Source organism: Microbispora corallina (genome assembly GCF_016863035.1).
Taxonomy (GTDB): Bacteria; Actinomycetota; Actinomycetes; order Streptosporangiales; family Streptosporangiaceae; genus Microbispora; species Microbispora corallina.
In genome coordinates this window covers 596,769-614,057 of record NZ_BOOC01000003.1, presented here as the reverse complement: position 1 = coordinate 614,057, position 17,289 = coordinate 596,769, and the positions used below count along the sequence as shown (strand labels likewise).

Sequence of the window (17,289 nt, the reverse complement as noted above, 5' to 3'; positions counted from 1 at the left end):
GCCCGTGCCCGTCGTCATGCCTTCCCCAGGATCTCGAGGACCGTCCGCACAGCGCCCGCAGCCAGGTCGTCGTCGTACGCTGCGGTCTCCGGGTCGGGCGCGACCGGGCCGGACCGGACGCGGTCGCCGATCATGCGCCTTTCGGGCGGTGCGAAGGCCCCGAACGTCCGCCGCAGCAGGGGCAGCACGTCGACGAACGCCTCCGGCGAGAGCCCGGTGAGCCACCCGTCCACCGTGGCCAGCAGGCGGGCGTCGTGCACGAGCAGCAGGCCCCCGCCCGACAGGAAGCCCTCCATCCAGGACGCCGCCCGCGCGGGCGGGTTGCCCGGCGACATCGCCCGCGCCATCCGCGTGGCCACGTCGTCGCCCTCCGGGAGCGCGCCGGCGTCGAACAGGATCCGCACGACGCGGCCTTCGACGAGGCCCGGCAGGCCGGCCCGGCCCGCGATCCCCGCCAGGGTCGGCAGCCAGCGGTCGGTCTCCATGAGCGCCACGGCGCCGTGGACCCCGTCGATCAGCGCGAGCATCTCCCGCGCCGAGTCGTCGTCGAGCCCGGTCAGGGCCGGGGACAGGCCCGCGCAGATCCGGGCGAGCAGCGACTCGGCGATCGGGCCCAGCCCCTCGGTGCCGCGAACGTCGCCGTACCGGTGGGCCCGCACGAGCGCGGGCAGCGCCGCCATCAGGTGGCGCACCTCGCTGTCGAGCGCGGCCCTGTCCTCGATGGCCCGCAGGACCCGGGGCAGCGCGTCGGGCAGGTGCGCGAGCAGGCAGCGCTCGACCAGCGCGGTGAGCTCGTTCAGGTGGGGCGAGGCCGACAGGTCGCGGGCGCGCGCCGACGCCGCGCCCTCGACCGTGGTCCCCCAGGCGGCCGCCTCGATCAGCGCCACGTCGAACTCGGGACGCCACTCCAGCGTCCACGACTCCCGGAACGTGCCCTTGCCCCGCGCCTGCCGGGTCGTCCCCCACGGGACGCCGAGCATGCCGAGGCGGTGCAGCAGGCGGCTCCGTTCGAGGTCGAGGGGCTTGCGCAGGTCGAGGTCGTGCTCGCGGGACAGCGCCTCGGGCTTGAGCCGCACCCGCCGCTGCTCCTCCCGGAGATGCCGCTGCAGCGGGACCATCGGCGTCGAGTCGGGGACGTGCCCGAGCCGCTCGCCCACCACCATCCGGCGCCCGATCAGCTCCACGGCCAGGTCGTCGCCCTCGCACAGCACGGCCCTGGCCGCCTCGGTGACCTCCGAGAGACCGGCGAGCGGCCGGCCGCGCAGCGCGGCCAGGCTGACAGCCAGCCGCACCGCCTCGATGACGTGGGCGGACGAGACCGGCAGACCCTCCTCCCGCAGGACGTGGGCGGCCCGGGTCAGCCACCGCTCGATGGGGCGGCGCGGGCTGGCGAACAGGTGGTCGTACCAGCCCGGGGAGGCGACGCCCGCGCCGTAGCCGCCGGCGGCGGCCAGCCTCCCGTGCGTCCACGGCACCCAGGTCATCGCGACCTTCACCTTGGGCAGGCCGCGCAGCAGCCGTTCGTCCCGCGCGGCGGGCGGCAGTTCGGTGAGCGCCGGCAGGTGCCAGGCGCCGCAGACGACGGCGATGTTCCGGTGGCCGTCCCGCACGGCCTTCCTCAGGACGGACCGCATGTACGCCTCCCGGAGCGCCTCGGTGCCGTCCGCCACGTGACCCTCGCGCACGGCCGTCATCGCCTCGGCGACGACGTCGAGCGTGCCGGTCTCCCCCCGATGCTCGACCAGGTCCTCCCACCACCGCTCCGGGTCGTCGTACCCCGCGGCCTCCGCCAGCTCGCCGATGGGGTCGCGGAGGACGGGGTCGGCGTCGAGCGCCAGAGTGTGGGCGGCGGGCAGGTCGCAGAAGCGGACCTCGACCCCGGCCTCCACCGCGTACGCGATCGCCTGCCATTCCGGGGAGAAGACGGCGAACGGCCAGAAGGCGGCCTTCGACGGGTCTCCCGGCACGTGGGCGAGGAGTGCTACCGGCGGCCGCATCTCGGGGTCGGCGGCCAGCGGCACGAGGGCGTCCGCCTCCGGCGGCCCCTCGATGAGCACGACGTCCGGCCGCAGCCGTTCGAGCTCCGCTCGGACCGCCCGGGCCGAGCCCGGACCGTGGTGGCGCACGCCCAGGACCGCGATCGCGGGCTCCTCGCCGCCCGCCCGCCTCGCCCCCGCGACGCCCCGCACCCGTCCGCCACCCTCCGCGTCAACGGCATCGGTGGCGGTGGCGCCGGCCGCGGGGGTGGTCACGGCGGCGGCTATGGGAGTGGCCGCGGCGTCGGCGGCCAGGGTCGGCACGCCGGTCCTGGCCGGCGCGAGCGTCGCCGGGGGTGAGTCCGTCCCCTCAGGTGCCCGCGTCTCCACGGGCGAGTCCGTCCCAGCTGGTGCGCCGGTTCCGTGGGGGACGGCGGCGTCAGCTCGCATCGCGGCAGGCCCGGTAGAAGTCGCGCCAGTCCTCCCGGTCGCGGACGACGGTCTCCAGGTACTCCTGCCAGACCACCCGGTCGGACACCGGGTCCTGCACGACGGCGCCCAGGATGCCGCCCGCGACGTCGGCCGGCCGCAGCACGCCGTCCCCGAAGTGCGTGGCGAGCACGACGCCGCTGGTCACCACCGAGATCGCCTCGGCGGTGCTGAGAGTGCCGCTCGGCGACTTGACCTTGGTCCGGCCGTCGGCGGTGACGCCGGAGCGCAACTCCCTGAAGACGGTCACCACCCGGCGGATCTCCTCCAGCCCCGCGACGGCGTCGGGAAGCTCGAGCGACCGGCCGAGCTGGGCCACCCGGCGGGCGACGATCTCGACCTCCTCCTCGGCGCTGGCCGGGACCGGCAGGACGACGGTGTTGAAGCGCCGGCGCAGCGCGCTCGACAGGTCGTTGACGCCGCGGTCGCGGTCGTTGGCCGTCGCGATGACATTGAAGCCCTTGGCCGCCTGGACCTCCTCGCCCAGTTCGGGAATCGGCAGCGTCTTCTCCGACAGCACGGTGATGAGCGCGTCCTGCACGTCGGACGGCATCCGGGTCAGCTCCTCCACCCGGGCCAGCCGTCCCTCGGCCATGGCGCGCATCACCGGGCTGGGGGTCAGCGCCTCGCGGGAAGGGCCCTCCGCGAGGAGGCGGGCGTAGTTCCACCCGTAGCGGACGGCCTCCTCCGCCGTGCCGGCCGTGCCCTGGACGAGGAGGGTCGAGTCGCCGCTGACGGCCGCCGCGAGGTGCTCCGACAGCCACGTCTTGGCGGTCCCCGGCACGCCGAGCAGGAGCAGGGCCCGGTCGGTGGCGAGCGTCGCCACCGCCACCTCGACGATGCGCCGGGGGCCGATGTACTTGGGGGTGATCTGGCCGCCGTCGCCGAGGACGTACGTGGTCACCGCCCAGGGCGACAGGCGCCAGCCGGGAGGGCGCGGCCGGTCGTCGGTCTTGGCCAGGATCGCCAGCTCGTCCGCGTACTGGTCTTCCGCGTGCGGGCGCAGAACGGTGGTCACGAAAGCTCCTTCGTCATGTCGAAGCGGAACCGCAGGATCGCGGCCAGCTCGGGGACCTCGTGGGCGCGGGCGTGCACAGCGGGGTCGAGCCGCTCCCCGGCCAGCCTGATCAGCTCACCGGCGTTCCACGGCTGCGTCTCGGCCGTCTCCACGATCTTCTTCAGCACGGCCTTCGTCAGCTGAGGCCCCCAGGGCCGCGCCACGCCGCCCAACATCATGATCATCTGGCCGTCGACCTGCTGCCCGCGCACCAGCTCCGCCGCGCGGTTCGACTGCTCCTCGGGCGGCAGGACGGCCAGCAGGTCGGTGAGCGGCTCGGCCTCGAACAGGGCCCGGGCCCACTCGGCGTCGCGCTGGAGGATGGCCGCCCTGGTCCAGCCCATCCTGACCTCGCGCGCCCAGTCGCCGAGCGGGAGCCGGACGACGGCGCCGGGGGCGAGGCCGACGTGAGCCCTCCAGAAGGACAGCGGGGTGTGCGCCACCACCTGCTGGAGCCACCACCCGCGCTGCGCCATCCCCGCCGGCGGCCGGGCCCGGACGCCGTCGCGCTCCATCGTGCTGTCGCACGCCTTCGGCGGCTCGGCGCGCAGGCCCCGCCCCTCCGGCCGTACGAGGCGGCCGGCCCGCTCGGACATGCGCCGTCCGAGACGCGAGCCGGGCAGCCGGGTGAGCAGGTCGGCCGCGGCCTGCCTCACCTCCCGGCGGCGGTCGTCGAGCGCCGCCTCCAGGAACGGCTCGTCGTCCATCGTCAGTCCGGAGGCGAGGATGGCCACGAACGCGGCGCGGTCCTCCGGCGTCTCGGCAGGCCAGCCGCGTCCGAGCAGGTCCCGGGCGGCGCCCGGGTCCCGCTCGCGCAGCGCGGCCAGGAACGCCCGGCGGTCGCCGCTCGTGCCGAACTCCCACACCTCCGCGGGCGGCACGTGGGCCGCCTCCTCCAGCAGGTAGGCCCACGCATCGTTGAGCCCGGCCAGCCAGCGGCCACGGGCGCCGGTCACGGCCGCGAGATGGGACCTGACGGACCGGTCGCGGGCACCGAGGTCGAGCAGCCCGGGGATGAGCCGTGCCGGGACCCGGACGCGACGCGAGGCCGCGACCTCCAGCCATTCCGGCAGCAGCCGGGCCTGCTCGCCCGCCAGCATGCGGGCCAGCCGGTCGCCCGCCTGGGCCGACACCGCGGGCAGCGTCTCCTCCGGCGCGGGCGCCGGCGGCCGGCCCCCACGCGGCCGCCGGCCTGCCCGCATGCGCACGGTCTGCACGGCGGCCTGCTCCAGCAGGTCCTCCGGCGCGACCCCGCGCCTGTCGGCGCCCACCAGCGCGGTGGACACCAGCTCCTCCCACGGCATCCGTGCGCCGCCGGACCCCGCCGCCCCTGCCGGACCGCCCGGCCCCGCCGCTACCGCCGCGACCGGCGCCGCATCCCCCGCGGGTCTCTCCCGCTCGCGGCCTGCCCCGAGCGCACCGACCGGCCCCGCCGCTACCCGCGCCGCGCCCTCCGCGGGTCCTTCCGGCTCGCGGCCTGCCCCGAGCGCGCCGGCGGCGGGCGGGGGCGCCGATTCCTGCTGTGAGGTCGTCATAACCGCACCACCTGGCCCTCGTCGTCCCATGTCGCGAGCGGCCGCAGCCCTCGCGGCGTCCATTCGGCCGCCACCGTCAGCGGGTGGCCGCCGGAGACGGCCATCAGCCGCCAGGGGGCCCCGGCAGAGGGGTGCAGCGGCAGCAGGTCGCCCTCGTCGCCCACGAGTCCCTCGGCGGACGGGACGACGTCGGCCAGCACCACCGGCCAGGAGTCGGCCCACGGGTCGCCCGCGAGCACCTCGGCGATCAGCGCCGGTATCCCGGCGACCTTGGTCCCCGGCGGCGGCCCGGCCGCCACCCGCCCGTACCGCTCCGCCACGAGAGCCCGCAGCGGGGACGACCCGGGGTAGAACGTGAGGTCGGCGTCGATCGTCGTGCCGGGGACGAGCGAGGCGTCGAGCGCCTGCCCCACCGGCGCGAACGACAGGACCAGCGCCATCCGGCCGGTCCCCCGACCGGCGAGCCAGACCCTGCGGGCGACGAGGCGGTCCTGCTCCTCGTCACGGCTTCCGACGACGTCCCAGTGGTCACGGACGGGCGGCGACGCCAGCACGCTCTCCCGGGACACCGGGAACCCGACGCGGGAGCGGACCGTATCCCGCAACCCCCCGGGTAGCGCCTCCGCGCGGCGGTGCGCCACCGCGAGCAGGTGGAGCAGCGCGTACTCCTGCAGGAGCAGCCCCGGCCACTCCTCGCGCGCGAGCACCCGTGACAGGCGGGCGACGACGCCGGCGGCGCCGGGCGCCTGTGCGTCGACGAGCCGCCGGGCCAGGCCGTCCCACTCCGCGAGCCCCGTCTGCGGGGTCTGCGCGACGCCCTGGGCGATCTGGTCGCGCAGCCACCGCTCCAGCTCCGACAGCCCGGCCGCGACCCTGCTCTCACGCTGCTCGGCCGTGCTCCGTCTCGCCGCGGCCGCCGCGCCCCCGCCCCGGGCCTCGCCCGCACCCGGCCCGGACGGCACGACGGCCTCCGCGTCGTCCGCGGTGTCCGCGGACGCCCCGGCATCCGGGGGCGCGGGCTTCTTCTCCGCCCGGGCGCGGCGCTGGTCCAGCCATTCGGCGACCCACGCGGTGGGCTCGTCCGCCTGGGGGACGCCGTCCGCCGACCACAGGAGCAGCAGCCCGAGCGCGTGCTTGCACGGGAACTTGCGGCTGGGGCAGCTGCACCGGTAGGCGGGCTCGCCCAGGTCGACACAGGCCCGGTACGGCGTGGCCCCGCTGCCCTTGCACTCCCCCCAGACGACGCCCGGAAGGGCGCCCGCGCCCGACCACTTCCCGGGCGCGCTCACACCGGCGGCCGCCCGCTGCGACGCCGCGTCGGGCACCAGCGCGAGGACCTGGTCCCGGCTCCACCGTTCGATCACGCTCCGCACACTAGCCAGCCGCTCCGACAAAACCCTTTCCCCCAGGTCAACGCCATGACGAGCGGTCTTGTCGGTGCCTGCTGACATGCTTGTCCCATGACTGAGATCCCCTCCGACAACTACTCCCCGCAATGGCAGGGCGGCTCCCGTCTGGAGCTTCCGCTCGTGGGCGACGAGCGCGAGATCCTCACCGCCTTCCTCGACTGGCACAGAGAGACGTTCGCGGGCAAGTGCGCGGGAGTGCCGCCGGAGCGGCTGTCCGACAAGAGCGTGCCGCCGTCGGGCCTGAGCCTGCACGGTCTCGTCCGCCATCTGGCGGGCGTGGAGCGGTGGTGGTTCCGCATCCAGTTCGCGGGAGAGGACCTGCCCCTCCTCTATTACTCCGACGACGATCCCGACCAGGACTTCGACGACCTCGGGGGCGACGTCGACGAGGCCTTCGCGGTGTGGCGGGCCGAGTGCGAGCGGTCACGGGAGATCGTCGCCGCGACGCCGTCCCTCGACGCCACTGGGGTCCAGCGGGCGACCGGACGGCCCATCTCCCTGCGGCGCATCCTCGTCGCCATGATCGCCGAGTACGCCCGGCACAACGGCCACGCCGACCTGCTCCGCGAGCGCGTCGACGGGAGGACGGGCCAGTGACGGAGGGCCGCGGGGGCGCAGGAAGGCCGGGAGGCCGTATCGGTGCCGCGTGACATACTCACCAGCGTGATGGCGCGAAGCGCGCAGAAGGTGCTGATCGGGCGGTCTGGTGAGCTCGACCGGCTGCTGGGCGTGCTCGACGCCGCGGCCGGCGGTCTCGCCGGTGTGGCGCTGGTCGGCGGCGACGCGGGGATCGGCAAGACCCGCCTCGTGGGCGAGCTGTGCGACCTCGCCCAGAGGCGGGGAATCGTCACGCTGATCGGCCAGTGCGCGGAGCTGGGCGACGCTTTGCCGTACCTGCCGCTCGCGGACGCCCTGCGCGGCGCGGCGGCCGATCCGGGCAACCCGGTCGGCCGGGCGGTCGAGGCCCGGCCCGTGCTGCAGCGCCTGCTGCCCGGCGGCGACCCCGGGCCGGCCGACGCGACGGCGGGCGCCCTCGCGCAGCAGCGGCTGTTCGGCTCGGTGCTCGACATGCTCGCCGAGGTCGCCGCCGACCGTCCGGTGCTGTTCGTGTTCGAGGACCTGCACTGGGCCGACCGCTCCACGCGCGACCTGCTCGTCTTCCTCACGCGCATGCTGCAGCGGGAGCGGGTCTGCCTGGTCGGCACCTACCGCACCGACGACCTCCACCGGCGTCACCCGTTGCGCCAGGTCCTGGCGGAGCTGCAGCGGCTGCCACTGGTCACCGGCATCGAGCTGCGGCCGCTGGGCGACGACGAGATGACGGAGTACCTGTCCCTCCTCAGCGACACCTTCGGCAGCGAGGGGAACGACGGGATCCCGGTCGGCGGGGTGGTCGAGCGGGCGGGTGGCAACCCGTTCTTCGCCGAGGAGCTCCTGGCCGCCGCCGAAGACCACACGCGGCTGCCCGGCACGCTCGCCGACCTGCTGCTCGCCCGGGTCGAGACGCTCTCCGACACGGCCCGCCAGGTGCTCAGAGTGGCCGCCGTGGCGGGCCGCCGGGTCGACCACGACCTGCTGCGCGCCGCGAGCGGTCTGGCCGACCTCCCTCTGGAGGAGGCGCTGCGCGAGATCGTCTCGCGCCGCCTGCTCACGACGGGCCGCGACGGGTACGCCTTCCGCCACGCGCTGCTGCAGGAGGCGGTCTACGACGACCTGCTGCCCGGAGAGCGCACCCGCCTGCACACCGCGTTCGCCGAGCTGCTCGCGGCCGAGGGCGGCTCGCCGGCCGAGCTGGCCCACCATTACCTCGCGAGCCACGACCTGCCCGCCGCGCTGCGGGCGTCGGTGGAGGCGGGCCGGCTGGCCGTGGAGCTCGGCGCGCCTGCGGAGGCCCACCGGCACTTCGAACGCGCCCTGGAGCTGTGGGACAAGGTCCCGGACGCCGAGTCCCTCGCACGCGAAACCCGGCCGCGGATCGCGCTGGCCAGCGCCGCCGCCGCGGCCGACAGCGGCGACTACCATCGGGCCGTCGCCCAGCTCCGCCGCCTGCGCGAGCACCTCGACGACCCGGCCCTGCTCGCCCGCACCAACGAACGGCTGGCCTACTACCTGGCGGACGCCGACGGCGACCGGGAGGAGATGACCCGGGCCGCGCGGGACGCGGTCGGGCTCGCGTCGGAGAGCCCCCTGCTTGCCCAGGCTCTCGCGACCTATGCCCGCACGCTGTACTACCTGTACGAGGTCGGCGAGGCCCGGGCCACGGCCGCCCGTGCGCTGGAGGTCGCCAGGGCGACGGGCGCCCCCGACGCCGAGACGAGCGCGCTGGTGTCGCTCGGGCTGATCGAGGAGGAGACCGGCAGCGCCGCCCGCGCCGAGGAACTGCTGGCCCGCGCGACGGTCCGTCTGTCCGGAGACCTGTCGATCGACCTGCGGGCCCGCTTCAACCACGCCCGCGTGCAGTACGAGCGGGGGGAGCTGCGGGCCGCGGCGGAGATCGTGGAGGCGGGGGTCGAGCTCGCCCGCGAGACCGGGCTCACGTGGAGCACCTTCGGGACCGACATGCGGTTCCTGCAGTACCTCATTCATTACGCCGACGGCGACTGGGACGCGGCCGAGCGGCTGGCCGCCGGTTTCGGTGTGCGCGTCGGCACCCGCGCCGAGGCCACCTTGTCGTCCTTCGCCCTGTTCGTCGAGGTCGGGCGGGGCCGCCCCGGCGCCGACGAGCGGCTGCGCTGGCTCTCCCGGTTCTGGTCCGACGAGCTGGTCACCTACATGGCCCGTGCGATGGCGGCCGAGCTGGCTCTGTGGCGGGGCGACCCGGACACCGCGCTGGAGCACGTCGACGCGATCATCTCGGTGCTGGAGCCGTTCGACCCGGGGCTGATCCGGATCGCGGCGACCGGGCTGTGGGCGCTGGCCGACGCGGGACGGTCCGGTGAACGCGCGGACGACCTGCTGCGACGGGCCCGCTGGGCGGCGGCGAACGGCCTCGGCGGCCCCCGCGCGGAGCTGGGCCCGGAGGGCAGGGCGTGGCTGGCCAGGGCCGAGGCCGAATGGCATCGCGCCGCCGGCACGGCCGTGCCGGGCGTCTGGCGCAGGTGCGTCGAGGCCTTCGGATCCGGCTTCGTCTACGAGGAGGCCCGGTCGCGGTGGCGGCTGGCGCAGTCCCTGCTGGAGGCCGGCGACCGCGACGAGGCGCACAGCGAATGGCGGCGGGCCCTCGCGGTGGCCGACGCGCTCGGCGCCGAGCCGCTGCGCGGGGCGCTCACCGAGCTGGGGCGCCGGGCCCGCTTCACGGAGCCGGGCGACGACGCGTCCCCCCGGCCGCTGGCCGCCCTGACCAGCCGGGAACGGGAGGTGCTGGCGCACGTCGCGGCCGGCCTGCCCAACCGGGAGATCGGCGAACGGCTGTTCATCTCGCAGAAGACGGTCAGCGTGCACGTCTCGAACATCCTGGCCAAGCTCGGCGTCACCAGCCGGGGCCAGGCGGCGGCCGTCGCCCACCAGGAGGGCCTCACCGCCACTTCCCCGGACGGCCAGGCCCCCGCGAGGCCCGGCCGCCGCGCGTCGCGATGACCGGCGCTCACGCCGCCGGGCACCGCGGGGGAAAATGCTGTGTAATCGAGACGCCAGACAGAAAACATTGCGGAGGTCAACGGTGACTCGGCAGATCGTTTCCGTCGTCGGGGGCGCGGACGCCGCCTCCGGCGCGCCCTACTCGTCGATCAACCCGGCACGGCCCGCGGAGACCGTCGCGACCGTCCTGCTCGCCGGCGCCGACACCTTCGCGTCCGCGTGCCGTACCGCCGCCGCGGCGCAGCGGGAGTGGGCGCGCGTGCCGGCGCCGGTGCGCGGCCGGGTGGTCGCGTCCATCGGGCGGCTCGTCGAGGCCAACACGGAGGCGCTGGCCCGGCTGGTCACCGAGGAGATCGGCAAGCCGTACGCCGAGGCGCTGGGCGAGGTGCGGGAGATCGTCGACACCTGCGACTTCTTCCTCGGCGAGGGCCGCCGCCTGTACGGGCAGACGGTGCCGTCGGAGATGCCGGACAAGAGCCTGTTCACGTTCCGGGTGCCGGTGGGCGTCGCGGCGATCGTGACGGCCGGCAACTTCCCGGTCGCGGTCCCCTCGTGGTACCTGGTGCCGGCCCTGCTGTGCGGGAACGCCGTGGTGTGGAAGCCCGCCGAGTACGCCGCGGCCTCCGCCCACGCCCTCTACCGGCTGTTCGCGGCGGCCGGGCTGCCCGACGGCGTGCTGAACATCGTGTTCGCCGACGGCCCCGCCACGTACGAGGGGCTGGACCGCGCGCTCGGCGAGGGCACCGTGCAGAAGGTGGGCTTCACCGGTTCCAGCGCGGTCGGCAGGGCCGTCGGCGAGCTGTGCGGGCGGCACCTGCAGTCGCCCTGCCTGGAGCTCGGCGGCAAGAACCCCATGGTCGTCATGCCCGACGCCGATCTCGACCTCGCGGTCGAGGGTGCCCTGTTCGCCGGGTTCGGCACGGCCGGCCAGCGGTGCACGTCGCTCGGCACCGTCGTCGTCCACGAGGACGTCCACGACGCGTTCCTCACCCGGTTCGCCGAGGCCGTCCGCGACGCGAAGATCGGCGACCCCAACGGCGACGTGCTCTACGGCCCGCTGCTCGACCACAAGTTCGCCGAGCGCTACGAGGAGTACCTGGGCTGGATCCAGCCGCACCACACCGTCCTGCCGGGGCCCACCGGCCGGATGGACGGCGACGGCCTCTACTACCACCCGGTGATCGTCGACGGCCTCCGCCCGGACGACCGGCTGTTCCTTGAGGAGACGTTCGGCCCGATCGTGGGCGTGACGACGTTCCGCGACCTCGACGAGGCCATCGAGCTGGCCAACCGTCCCGGGTACGGCCTGTCGTCGTCGATCTACACCTCCGACCCCAAGGCCGTGTTCCGGTTCAGGGAGGGCGTGTCGGCCGGCATGGTCAGCGTGAACAACTCGACGTCCGGCGCCGAGGCCCATCTGCCGTTCGGCGGGAACGGCAAGTCGGGCAACGGGAGCCGGCAGAGCGGGATGTGGGTGCTCGACCAGTTCACCCGCTGGCAGGCCATGAACTGGGACTACTCCGGGCGGCTGCAGAAGGCCCAGATGGACGTGGCCGACATCACCCCCGACCTCGGCTTCCGGCTCTGACGACCCACCCGAACGGAGCCGACCCGCGACGACGGCGGCCGGGGGGCGCCCTCCCGCGGCCCCCGGCCACGGGAACGGCCGCGGACATGGAAGAAGGCCCCGGATCGCTCTGAAGCCCGGCCCCGTGAGGGGCGCGGTTCCTCGGAGCGTCCGGGGCCTGTGCTGAGCCGCCCCTGCGCACGGGGCGTCCCGTCGGTGCGTGCGGGGCTGCGCGGCCTGATCCGCCGCGCAGCCCGCCGCCACCATCTGGGTCAGGAGGGGTCGGGCCCTCGCCGGCCGTCGTACCCGAGCAGCCGCATCGCGACCTCCGGGTCCATCGCGGCCGCCAGCAGTTGTGCCCGCTCGGCAGCCCGGTCCCTGGCCTCCTCGGCCTGCCGGCGCCCGGACTGGTGGGCCCGCACCAGCAGCACGGCCACCACGATGCCGCCGACGACCGCGACCAGCGCGAGCGTCAGGACGATCGCCGGGCCGGTGGGCACGCCCTGCGCCGCGCCCGTGGCGGACGAGCCGTGGGCGCCGCCCAGGATCGCCAGCCCGACAAGCACCAGCGCCACGACCGCCACGACGACCCCGACCACGGCCCACAGGACGCCGCGCGACCTGCGGCGTGGGCGCGCGGGAGGCGGCCCGAGCAGCGGCGGCGGAGGCGGCGGGGTTCCCGCGCCGCTCCAGGGGATGAAGTCCGGCGGGACCGGCTGCATCGGCTGGATGACGTGGCCGCCGCCGTTGTACGAGCCGTTCGGCTGGGCCGGGGCGAAGACGGGCGGGCCGCCGACCGGCGCCACCACGACCGCCGCCTCGACCGCGCGCTGCGCGGGCAGCGGCAGCTCGATCGGGACCGTGCTGTGGCTGCGGTGCGCCTCGACCGCGGCCGTGTGGTAGGCCTCGATCTCCTCGTAGAAATCGTCGGAGTTGTAGACCGTGCCGTCGATGAGCGGGCCGACGCGGCCCTCGATCACGGCCACCACGTCGTCGCCGTTCAGCGTCTTGTGCTGTTCGAGGGCGTGCGCGACCGTCAGCACGGACCGCCGGTTCTCCCTGATCAGCTCGGCCGTCTTCTCCAGCAGCTGGGCGAGGTTGAACTCGATGCGCTCGGGCAGCATGTCCGGCACCATCTCGTCGCGCCGGGCCGCGGGGCTGCCGGTGAAGCCGGTCCCGCCGCCGCCCGGCTGCGGCTGGGACGCCTTGCCCTCGCGCAGCCCGAGCTCCTGCAGCGCGGGCAGCGACGCCACGCCGATGCCCATGCCCCAGACGGCCTCCATCAGGCCGGTGATCATGGTGGCGGACTGCAGGTCGCCGGAGACGCCCGAGGAGTTGTCCTCGCCGAAGAACATCCGCTCCCCGGCGAGTGAGGCGAGGGACACCATGATGTCCGACTCGTACTCCGACTTCCACCGGGTGAACTGGTCCTCCGGCTTGATGCTGGCGACCATGCCGAGGTAGTCGGCGCCCTTCTCGATCGTCGCGAGGTCGATCTCCAGGTGCTGGCGCGTCCGGTAGGCGACCACGGCGTGGCACGCCTCGTGCACGGCCACGGCGTGCCGCTCACGCTCGATGTACTCGACGTCCTCCGGCGGCCCGAGCTGCTTGAGCCGCTTCGCCCGCATGACGTCCGACCAGGTGATGACGTCCCGGCCGTCGCGGATCGCGGTGATCAGGGACTCGTTGACGAGGTCCTTGATCGTCGCACCGGTGGCGTACGGCGTGATGGTGGCGAGCTTGTCGATCTGCTCGTCGGTGAGATCGTGCCGAACCTTGTCGAAGTACCCCTTGTACGTCCGGATCCGGCCCGCCTTCGACGGGTAGCCGACCTTGTAGATGCGGTCGATGCGGCCGGGGCGCAGCAGCGCCTCGTCGAGGGCCTCCGGCAGGTTGGTGGCCATCATGATCAAGATGCGGTACTTCGGCGGCGGCTTGGGCCGCATGCCGAGCAGTCGCCGCACGTGCCGGTTGATGAACCCGCGGGGCTTCTTCAGACCGGAGATCTCGGTGAGCAGGGCCTCCAGCGTGCCCATGCCGCCACCGCCGCCGCCCATCCCCCCGCCGTACACGAGCCGGTTGACGAACGCGCCGGTGCGGGAGACCCCGGGCGACGCCGGGGCGGCGGCCGCCGTGGCCCGCTGCCCGAGGACCCGCCGGGTGTGCGGGTCGAGGTAGGCGAAGCCGTTGCAGCCCGCGTCCTCGAACGGCGCGGGGACGGAGCGCCCCCAGCCGCCGGGACCGCCCTGGGCGAGGGCGCCGCGGTTGCCGAGCGAGTCGGCCTCGTCGAAGAACACGATCACGCCGCCGTACCGGAGGGCCAGCTTGCGCAGCTTGCGGAACAGCGACTTGACCTTGAGCACGCCGACGCCGAAGAACATGTTGATGAACGCGCCCGGGTCGACGAACACGTACGGCTTGCCGGTGGACCCGGCGACGGCCTCGGCCATCAGGGTCTTGCCGGTGCCGGGCGGGCCCCAGAGCAGGATGCCGCTCGGCACGTAGCCGCCCTTGGCCTCGATCTCGTCGGGCTTCTCCAGGAAGACGATGTTCTCCTTGACCCGCTCGACCACGTGGTCCTGGCCCCACACGTCGGAGAAGCGGGTCTTGATGTCGTCGGGGAAGTAGACGTCGACGCCGCCCCGCGAGAGGAACCAGAAGATCGCGACGAACTGGCCCACGGCCAGCAGCATGAGCAGCACGACCTGCAGGAGGGTCGGGAGGAAGCCCCAGACCGTGGCCGGCACGTTGAACAGCGCCTCGAGAGGCGAGACGCTCTGCACCTTGCCGAGCACGAGCGCGATGACGACGATCGCGACGGCCCACTTGATGGCCCGCGCGATGCGGTACCGGTTCCAGTCGTTGAAGCGGCGGTGCGTCCAGCGGTTCCAGCCGCCGAAGACCCCGTGGGTCCAGAAGCGGTGGTAGCCCGCGGAGCGCTCGCTGATCAGGAAGTGGATCTGGCGGACGACCTCGAGGCCGGCGAGGCAGAGGATCCAGGACGAGTCCCGCACGGTCAGCAGGAAGGCGTCCGACAGCGGGATGATCCCCTGATAGGTGGCCGTGGTGTTCCACACCAGCACGCCGAAAGCGACGGCGAGCAGGATCAGGAACTTCGTCCTGTCCCACAGCGCCAGTCGCTTTCTGGTGAAGGAATCGCGGTCCTCAGGTCCGGACCCCGGCTCACGAAGCCCCTCAGGGTGGTACTGCGGTGGGAGGGCCGTGCTCATATAAGGGGCTCCTTCATTGGTTAAGAAGGCGCTTGACCTTGAAGGACTGCGCGATGTTGTCTATTTCGGTGGCCCGCTGGCGGTAACACGTCGCCGAGCAGCGGATCAGGAGCGTGGAGATCTGGGTGCCGTCCGCGGACAGGTAGGCGGTCTCGTCGAACGTCTGCACCGGGCCGTCGAGGAGCTGGAAGTTGAAGACGCTCCGGACGCCGCGAACCCCCTCCTGTGCCGGGAGAACCTGGTCGGCGAGCAGTTCGAAGTTCTTGAACGGGTTCTCCGGGTTCTCCTCCAGTTGCTGGCGGTCGGTGTCGGACATCGCCACCGGAAGCCCGATCGAGTTGCGCAGCACGTTCAGCGAGACCTGGTTCTGCTCGCTCTCGCTGAGCTTGTGCACCTTGGCGAACACGAACGGCTGGTCCTCGGTGCCCGACGACCCGCTCAAAAGGTGGTCGACCGACGGCTCCGCGTGCGCGTCGAAGGCGACGATCCAGTTCGACTGCTTCTGCGCCTGCGCCGTCGCCGAGTCCGGATCGCCGAAGAGCTTCGAGTCGAGCGTCTTGCGGTCGATCTCGCGCCACGCCGCGGGCACCTTGAAGTAGGTCTCCCCGTCGTCGTCGCGCACGTATGTGTATTGAGGGCCGGCACAGCCGGAGAGCACGAGGGCGGCCACGACCGTACCCATGGCGGCTCCCACCACCCCGGACCTTACCCGCGGTCTTTCCACTAGGGCGCAACCTCCGCTTTGCGGGTCTACGAGGTAGTAGTGCCCGTTTTCCAAGTATCCATCTCACGGCAACCCGACGCCATCTTGGAAAACTTGACCAAATCTTGCCCGAATACTGGCTCGTTTTGTTACACGATCACGGAATCGCCGTCAAGTTTGGCACCGAATGCTTGACTTCTCAAGAAATGACAGGTTGATCATAAACCGGGTCCCGCCCGGAGCGCAGCGACCCGCGTCCGGCGCGCCGCGCGGCCCGGACGTCCGCACGCCCCGGCGGCGGCGGCGCGGGCGCGCCGCCAGAAGTCCAGAGGTGGCCTCCCTGTCCGCCGTTCCGTCCCTACAAATTACGCGCCCCCGCGAGGTGGTGACCTCGTCACCGATGCCGATACCCATCCCTGCGGCGGGGAAAAGCGTTCGCGCCGCATCCAGCACGTACGAAGAGAATCGAGAGCCCGTTCCGGGGTCGTCGCCCCTCGGGCCGGCTGTCGCGTCTGTAACGAGTTGCTGCGTGGAACACGACATCTTGATGCAACTCGTCAGGAACATCGCGATCGACCGACGCGGAGGGCAGGAGAGCATGAAGCAGGTCTTCGGGGGAGACGGCACCGGCGAGCGACCGGACGGCTTCTTCGGAATGACGATGGAGCGCATGTTCTCCGAGGTCTGGTCACGAACCGTGCTGTCGATGCGGGAACGCCGGCTGCTGCTGCTCGGCCTGCTGGTCGGCGAGGGCCTCGACGACGTGATCGAACTGCACCTCGACACCGCGCTGCGGAACGGGGAGCTCACCCCGGACGAGCTGCGGGAGGCCGTGGTCTTCCTTACGCTCTACACCGGCTGGCCCCGGGCCGCCAGGCTCAACGCCCAGGTCGAGGAGCTGATCGCGCGCACCGCCCGCACCTAGCGGCGCGCCACCGCCCGCACCTGGCGACGCGGATCGGTACGCTCCCGGCATGCCCACCGCACTCGTCACCGGCGCCACGGCCGGGATCGGCGCCGCCTTCGCCCGGCGCCTGGCCGCCGACGGCGTCTCGCTCGTCCTCGTCGCCCGCGACCGGGAGCGGCTCGCCTCCTCCGCGGAGGCGCTGCACAAGCGCTACGGCGTCGAGGTCGAGACCCTGCCGGCCGACCTCACGCTGGACGAGGGCCTGGCCGCCGTCGAGGAGCGGCTGCGCTCCGGCGTGGACCTGCTGGTGAACAACGCGGGCTTCGGTCACCGCGCCGGCTTCCTCGACGTCCCCGTGGCCGACGAGCTGCGGATGCTGCGGCTGCACTGCGAGGCCGTGCTGCGGCTGACCCGCGCCGCGCTGCCGTCCATGATCGCGAAGGAGCGCGGGTACGTCGTGAACGTCGCCTCTGTCGCCGCGTTCTTCACCCGCGGCACCTACAGCGCCTCGAAGGCCTGGGCGGTGAACTTCAGCGAGTCCGCCGCGGCGGAGCTCGCCGGGACCGGCGTACGGGTGATGGCGCTGTGCCCGGGGTTCGTGCGGACCGAGTTCCACGAGCGGGCCGGCATGGACGTGTCGGGCATCCCGCGCTTCCTGTGGCTGCGGGCCGACCGGGTGGTGGACGAGGCGGTGCGCGACCTCGCCCTCGGCCGGTGGGTGAGCGTGCCGTCGGCGCGCTACAAGCTGATCACGGGCGTCGGCAGGTACGTCCCCCGCCGGCTCGCCGGCGCGGTGTCCCGCCGGATCGGCCGCCGCTGAGGGTCGTGCTCGCGGCGGCC

At 73.8% G+C, this 17,289-nt stretch carries 11 protein-coding genes; 5 read left to right on the top strand and 6 right to left on the bottom strand.

Annotated elements, in window-relative coordinates:
- Window positions 1-14 precede the first annotated feature (14 nt).
- The 4 genes from Mco01_RS06860 to Mco01_RS06845 form a co-directional block, all read right to left on the bottom strand.
- Window positions 15-2,189 (bottom strand): DUF5682 family protein, encoded by a 2,175-nt coding sequence (locus Mco01_RS06860; RefSeq protein ID WP_204056141.1) that lies wholly within the window; start codon window positions 2,187-2,189, stop codon window positions 15-17.
- Window positions 2,190-2,415: 226 nt separating this feature from the next.
- A complete protein-coding gene (locus Mco01_RS06855; protein WP_204055992.1) occupies window positions 2,416-3,483 on the bottom strand; it encodes an ATP-binding protein in 1,068 nt (355 codons plus the stop codon).
- Complete coding sequence (locus tag Mco01_RS06850) at window positions 3,480-4,808, bottom strand: DUF5691 domain-containing protein (RefSeq protein ID WP_239103389.1); 1,329 nt, start codon at window positions 4,806-4,808, stop codon at window positions 3,480-3,482. Before Mco01_RS06850 ends, Mco01_RS06855 begins: the two co-directional genes overlap by 4 nt.
- A gap of 245 nt (window positions 4,809-5,053) precedes the next feature.
- Entirely contained in the window at window positions 5,054-6,421 is a 1,368-nt protein-coding gene (locus Mco01_RS06845; RefSeq protein WP_204055990.1) for an SWIM zinc finger family protein, read from the bottom strand.
- A gap of 96 nt (window positions 6,422-6,517) precedes the next feature.
- On the opposite strand from Mco01_RS06845, the gene Mco01_RS06840 reads away from it, so the two are divergent.
- The 3 genes from Mco01_RS06840 to Mco01_RS06830 all read left to right on the top strand — a co-directional run bounded on the left by Mco01_RS06840 (window position 6,518) and on the right by Mco01_RS06830 (window position 11,630).
- On the top strand, window positions 6,518-7,063 hold the full coding sequence (locus tag Mco01_RS06840; protein ID WP_204055989.1) for a DinB family protein: 546 nt from the start codon (window positions 6,518-6,520) through the stop codon (window positions 7,061-7,063).
- Between the two features lie 69 nt (window positions 7,064-7,132).
- A complete protein-coding gene (locus Mco01_RS06835; protein WP_204056140.1) occupies window positions 7,133-10,042 on the top strand; it encodes a helix-turn-helix transcriptional regulator in 2,910 nt (969 codons plus the stop codon).
- 82 nt (window positions 10,043-10,124) lie between these two features.
- Window positions 10,125-11,630 (top strand): aldehyde dehydrogenase family protein, encoded by a 1,506-nt coding sequence (locus Mco01_RS06830; RefSeq protein ID WP_204055988.1) that lies wholly within the window; start codon window positions 10,125-10,127, stop codon window positions 11,628-11,630.
- Window positions 11,631-11,881: 251 nt separating this feature from the next.
- On the opposite strand, the gene Mco01_RS06825 is transcribed toward Mco01_RS06830, so the two are convergent.
- Both Mco01_RS06825 and Mco01_RS06820 read right to left on the bottom strand, forming a co-directional pair.
- The gene (locus tag Mco01_RS06825) at window positions 11,882-14,839 is read right to left on the bottom strand and encodes an AAA family ATPase (RefSeq protein ID WP_204055987.1); all 2,958 of its coding nucleotides are present in this window, start codon (window positions 14,837-14,839) and stop codon (window positions 11,882-11,884) included.
- 13 nt (window positions 14,840-14,852) lie between these two features.
- Complete coding sequence (locus tag Mco01_RS06820; RefSeq protein WP_204055986.1) at window positions 14,853-15,521, bottom strand: hypothetical protein; 669 nt, start codon at window positions 15,519-15,521, stop codon at window positions 14,853-14,855.
- 550 nt (window positions 15,522-16,071) lie between these two features.
- Between Mco01_RS06820 and Mco01_RS06815 the strand changes: the two genes are divergently transcribed.
- Window positions 16,072-16,467: a carboxymuconolactone decarboxylase family protein gene (locus Mco01_RS06815; protein ID WP_232326673.1), complete on the top strand. Its 396-nt coding sequence runs from the start codon at window positions 16,072-16,074 to the stop codon at window positions 16,465-16,467.
- 49 nt (window positions 16,468-16,516) lie between these two features.
- Window positions 16,517-17,269: an SDR family NAD(P)-dependent oxidoreductase gene (locus Mco01_RS06810; RefSeq protein ID WP_204055985.1), complete on the top strand. Its 753-nt coding sequence runs from the start codon at window positions 16,517-16,519 to the stop codon at window positions 17,267-17,269.
- The last annotated feature ends 20 nt before the right edge of the window (window positions 17,270-17,289 follow it).

What these genes read in the sequence shown, in the direction of transcription:
- Mco01_RS06840 (WP_204055989.1), top strand. Translation starts at nt 6,518, where the DNA reads ATGACTGAGATCCCCTCCGACAACTACTCCCCGCAATGGCAGGGCGGC.
- Mco01_RS06835 (WP_204056140.1), top strand. Translation starts at nt 7,133, where the DNA reads ATGGCGCGAAGCGCGCAGAAGGTGCTGATCGGGCGGTCTGGTGAGCTC.
- Mco01_RS06825 (WP_204055987.1), bottom strand. Translation starts at nt 14,839, where the DNA reads ATGAGCACGGCCCTCCCACCGCAGTACCACCCTGAGGGGCTTCGTGAG.
- Mco01_RS06820 (WP_204055986.1), bottom strand. Translation starts at nt 15,521, where the DNA reads ATGGGTACGGTCGTGGCCGCCCTCGTGCTCTCCGGCTGTGCCGGCCCT.
- Mco01_RS06810 (WP_204055985.1), top strand. Translation starts at nt 16,517, where the DNA reads ATGCCCACCGCACTCGTCACCGGCGCCACGGCCGGGATCGGCGCCGCC.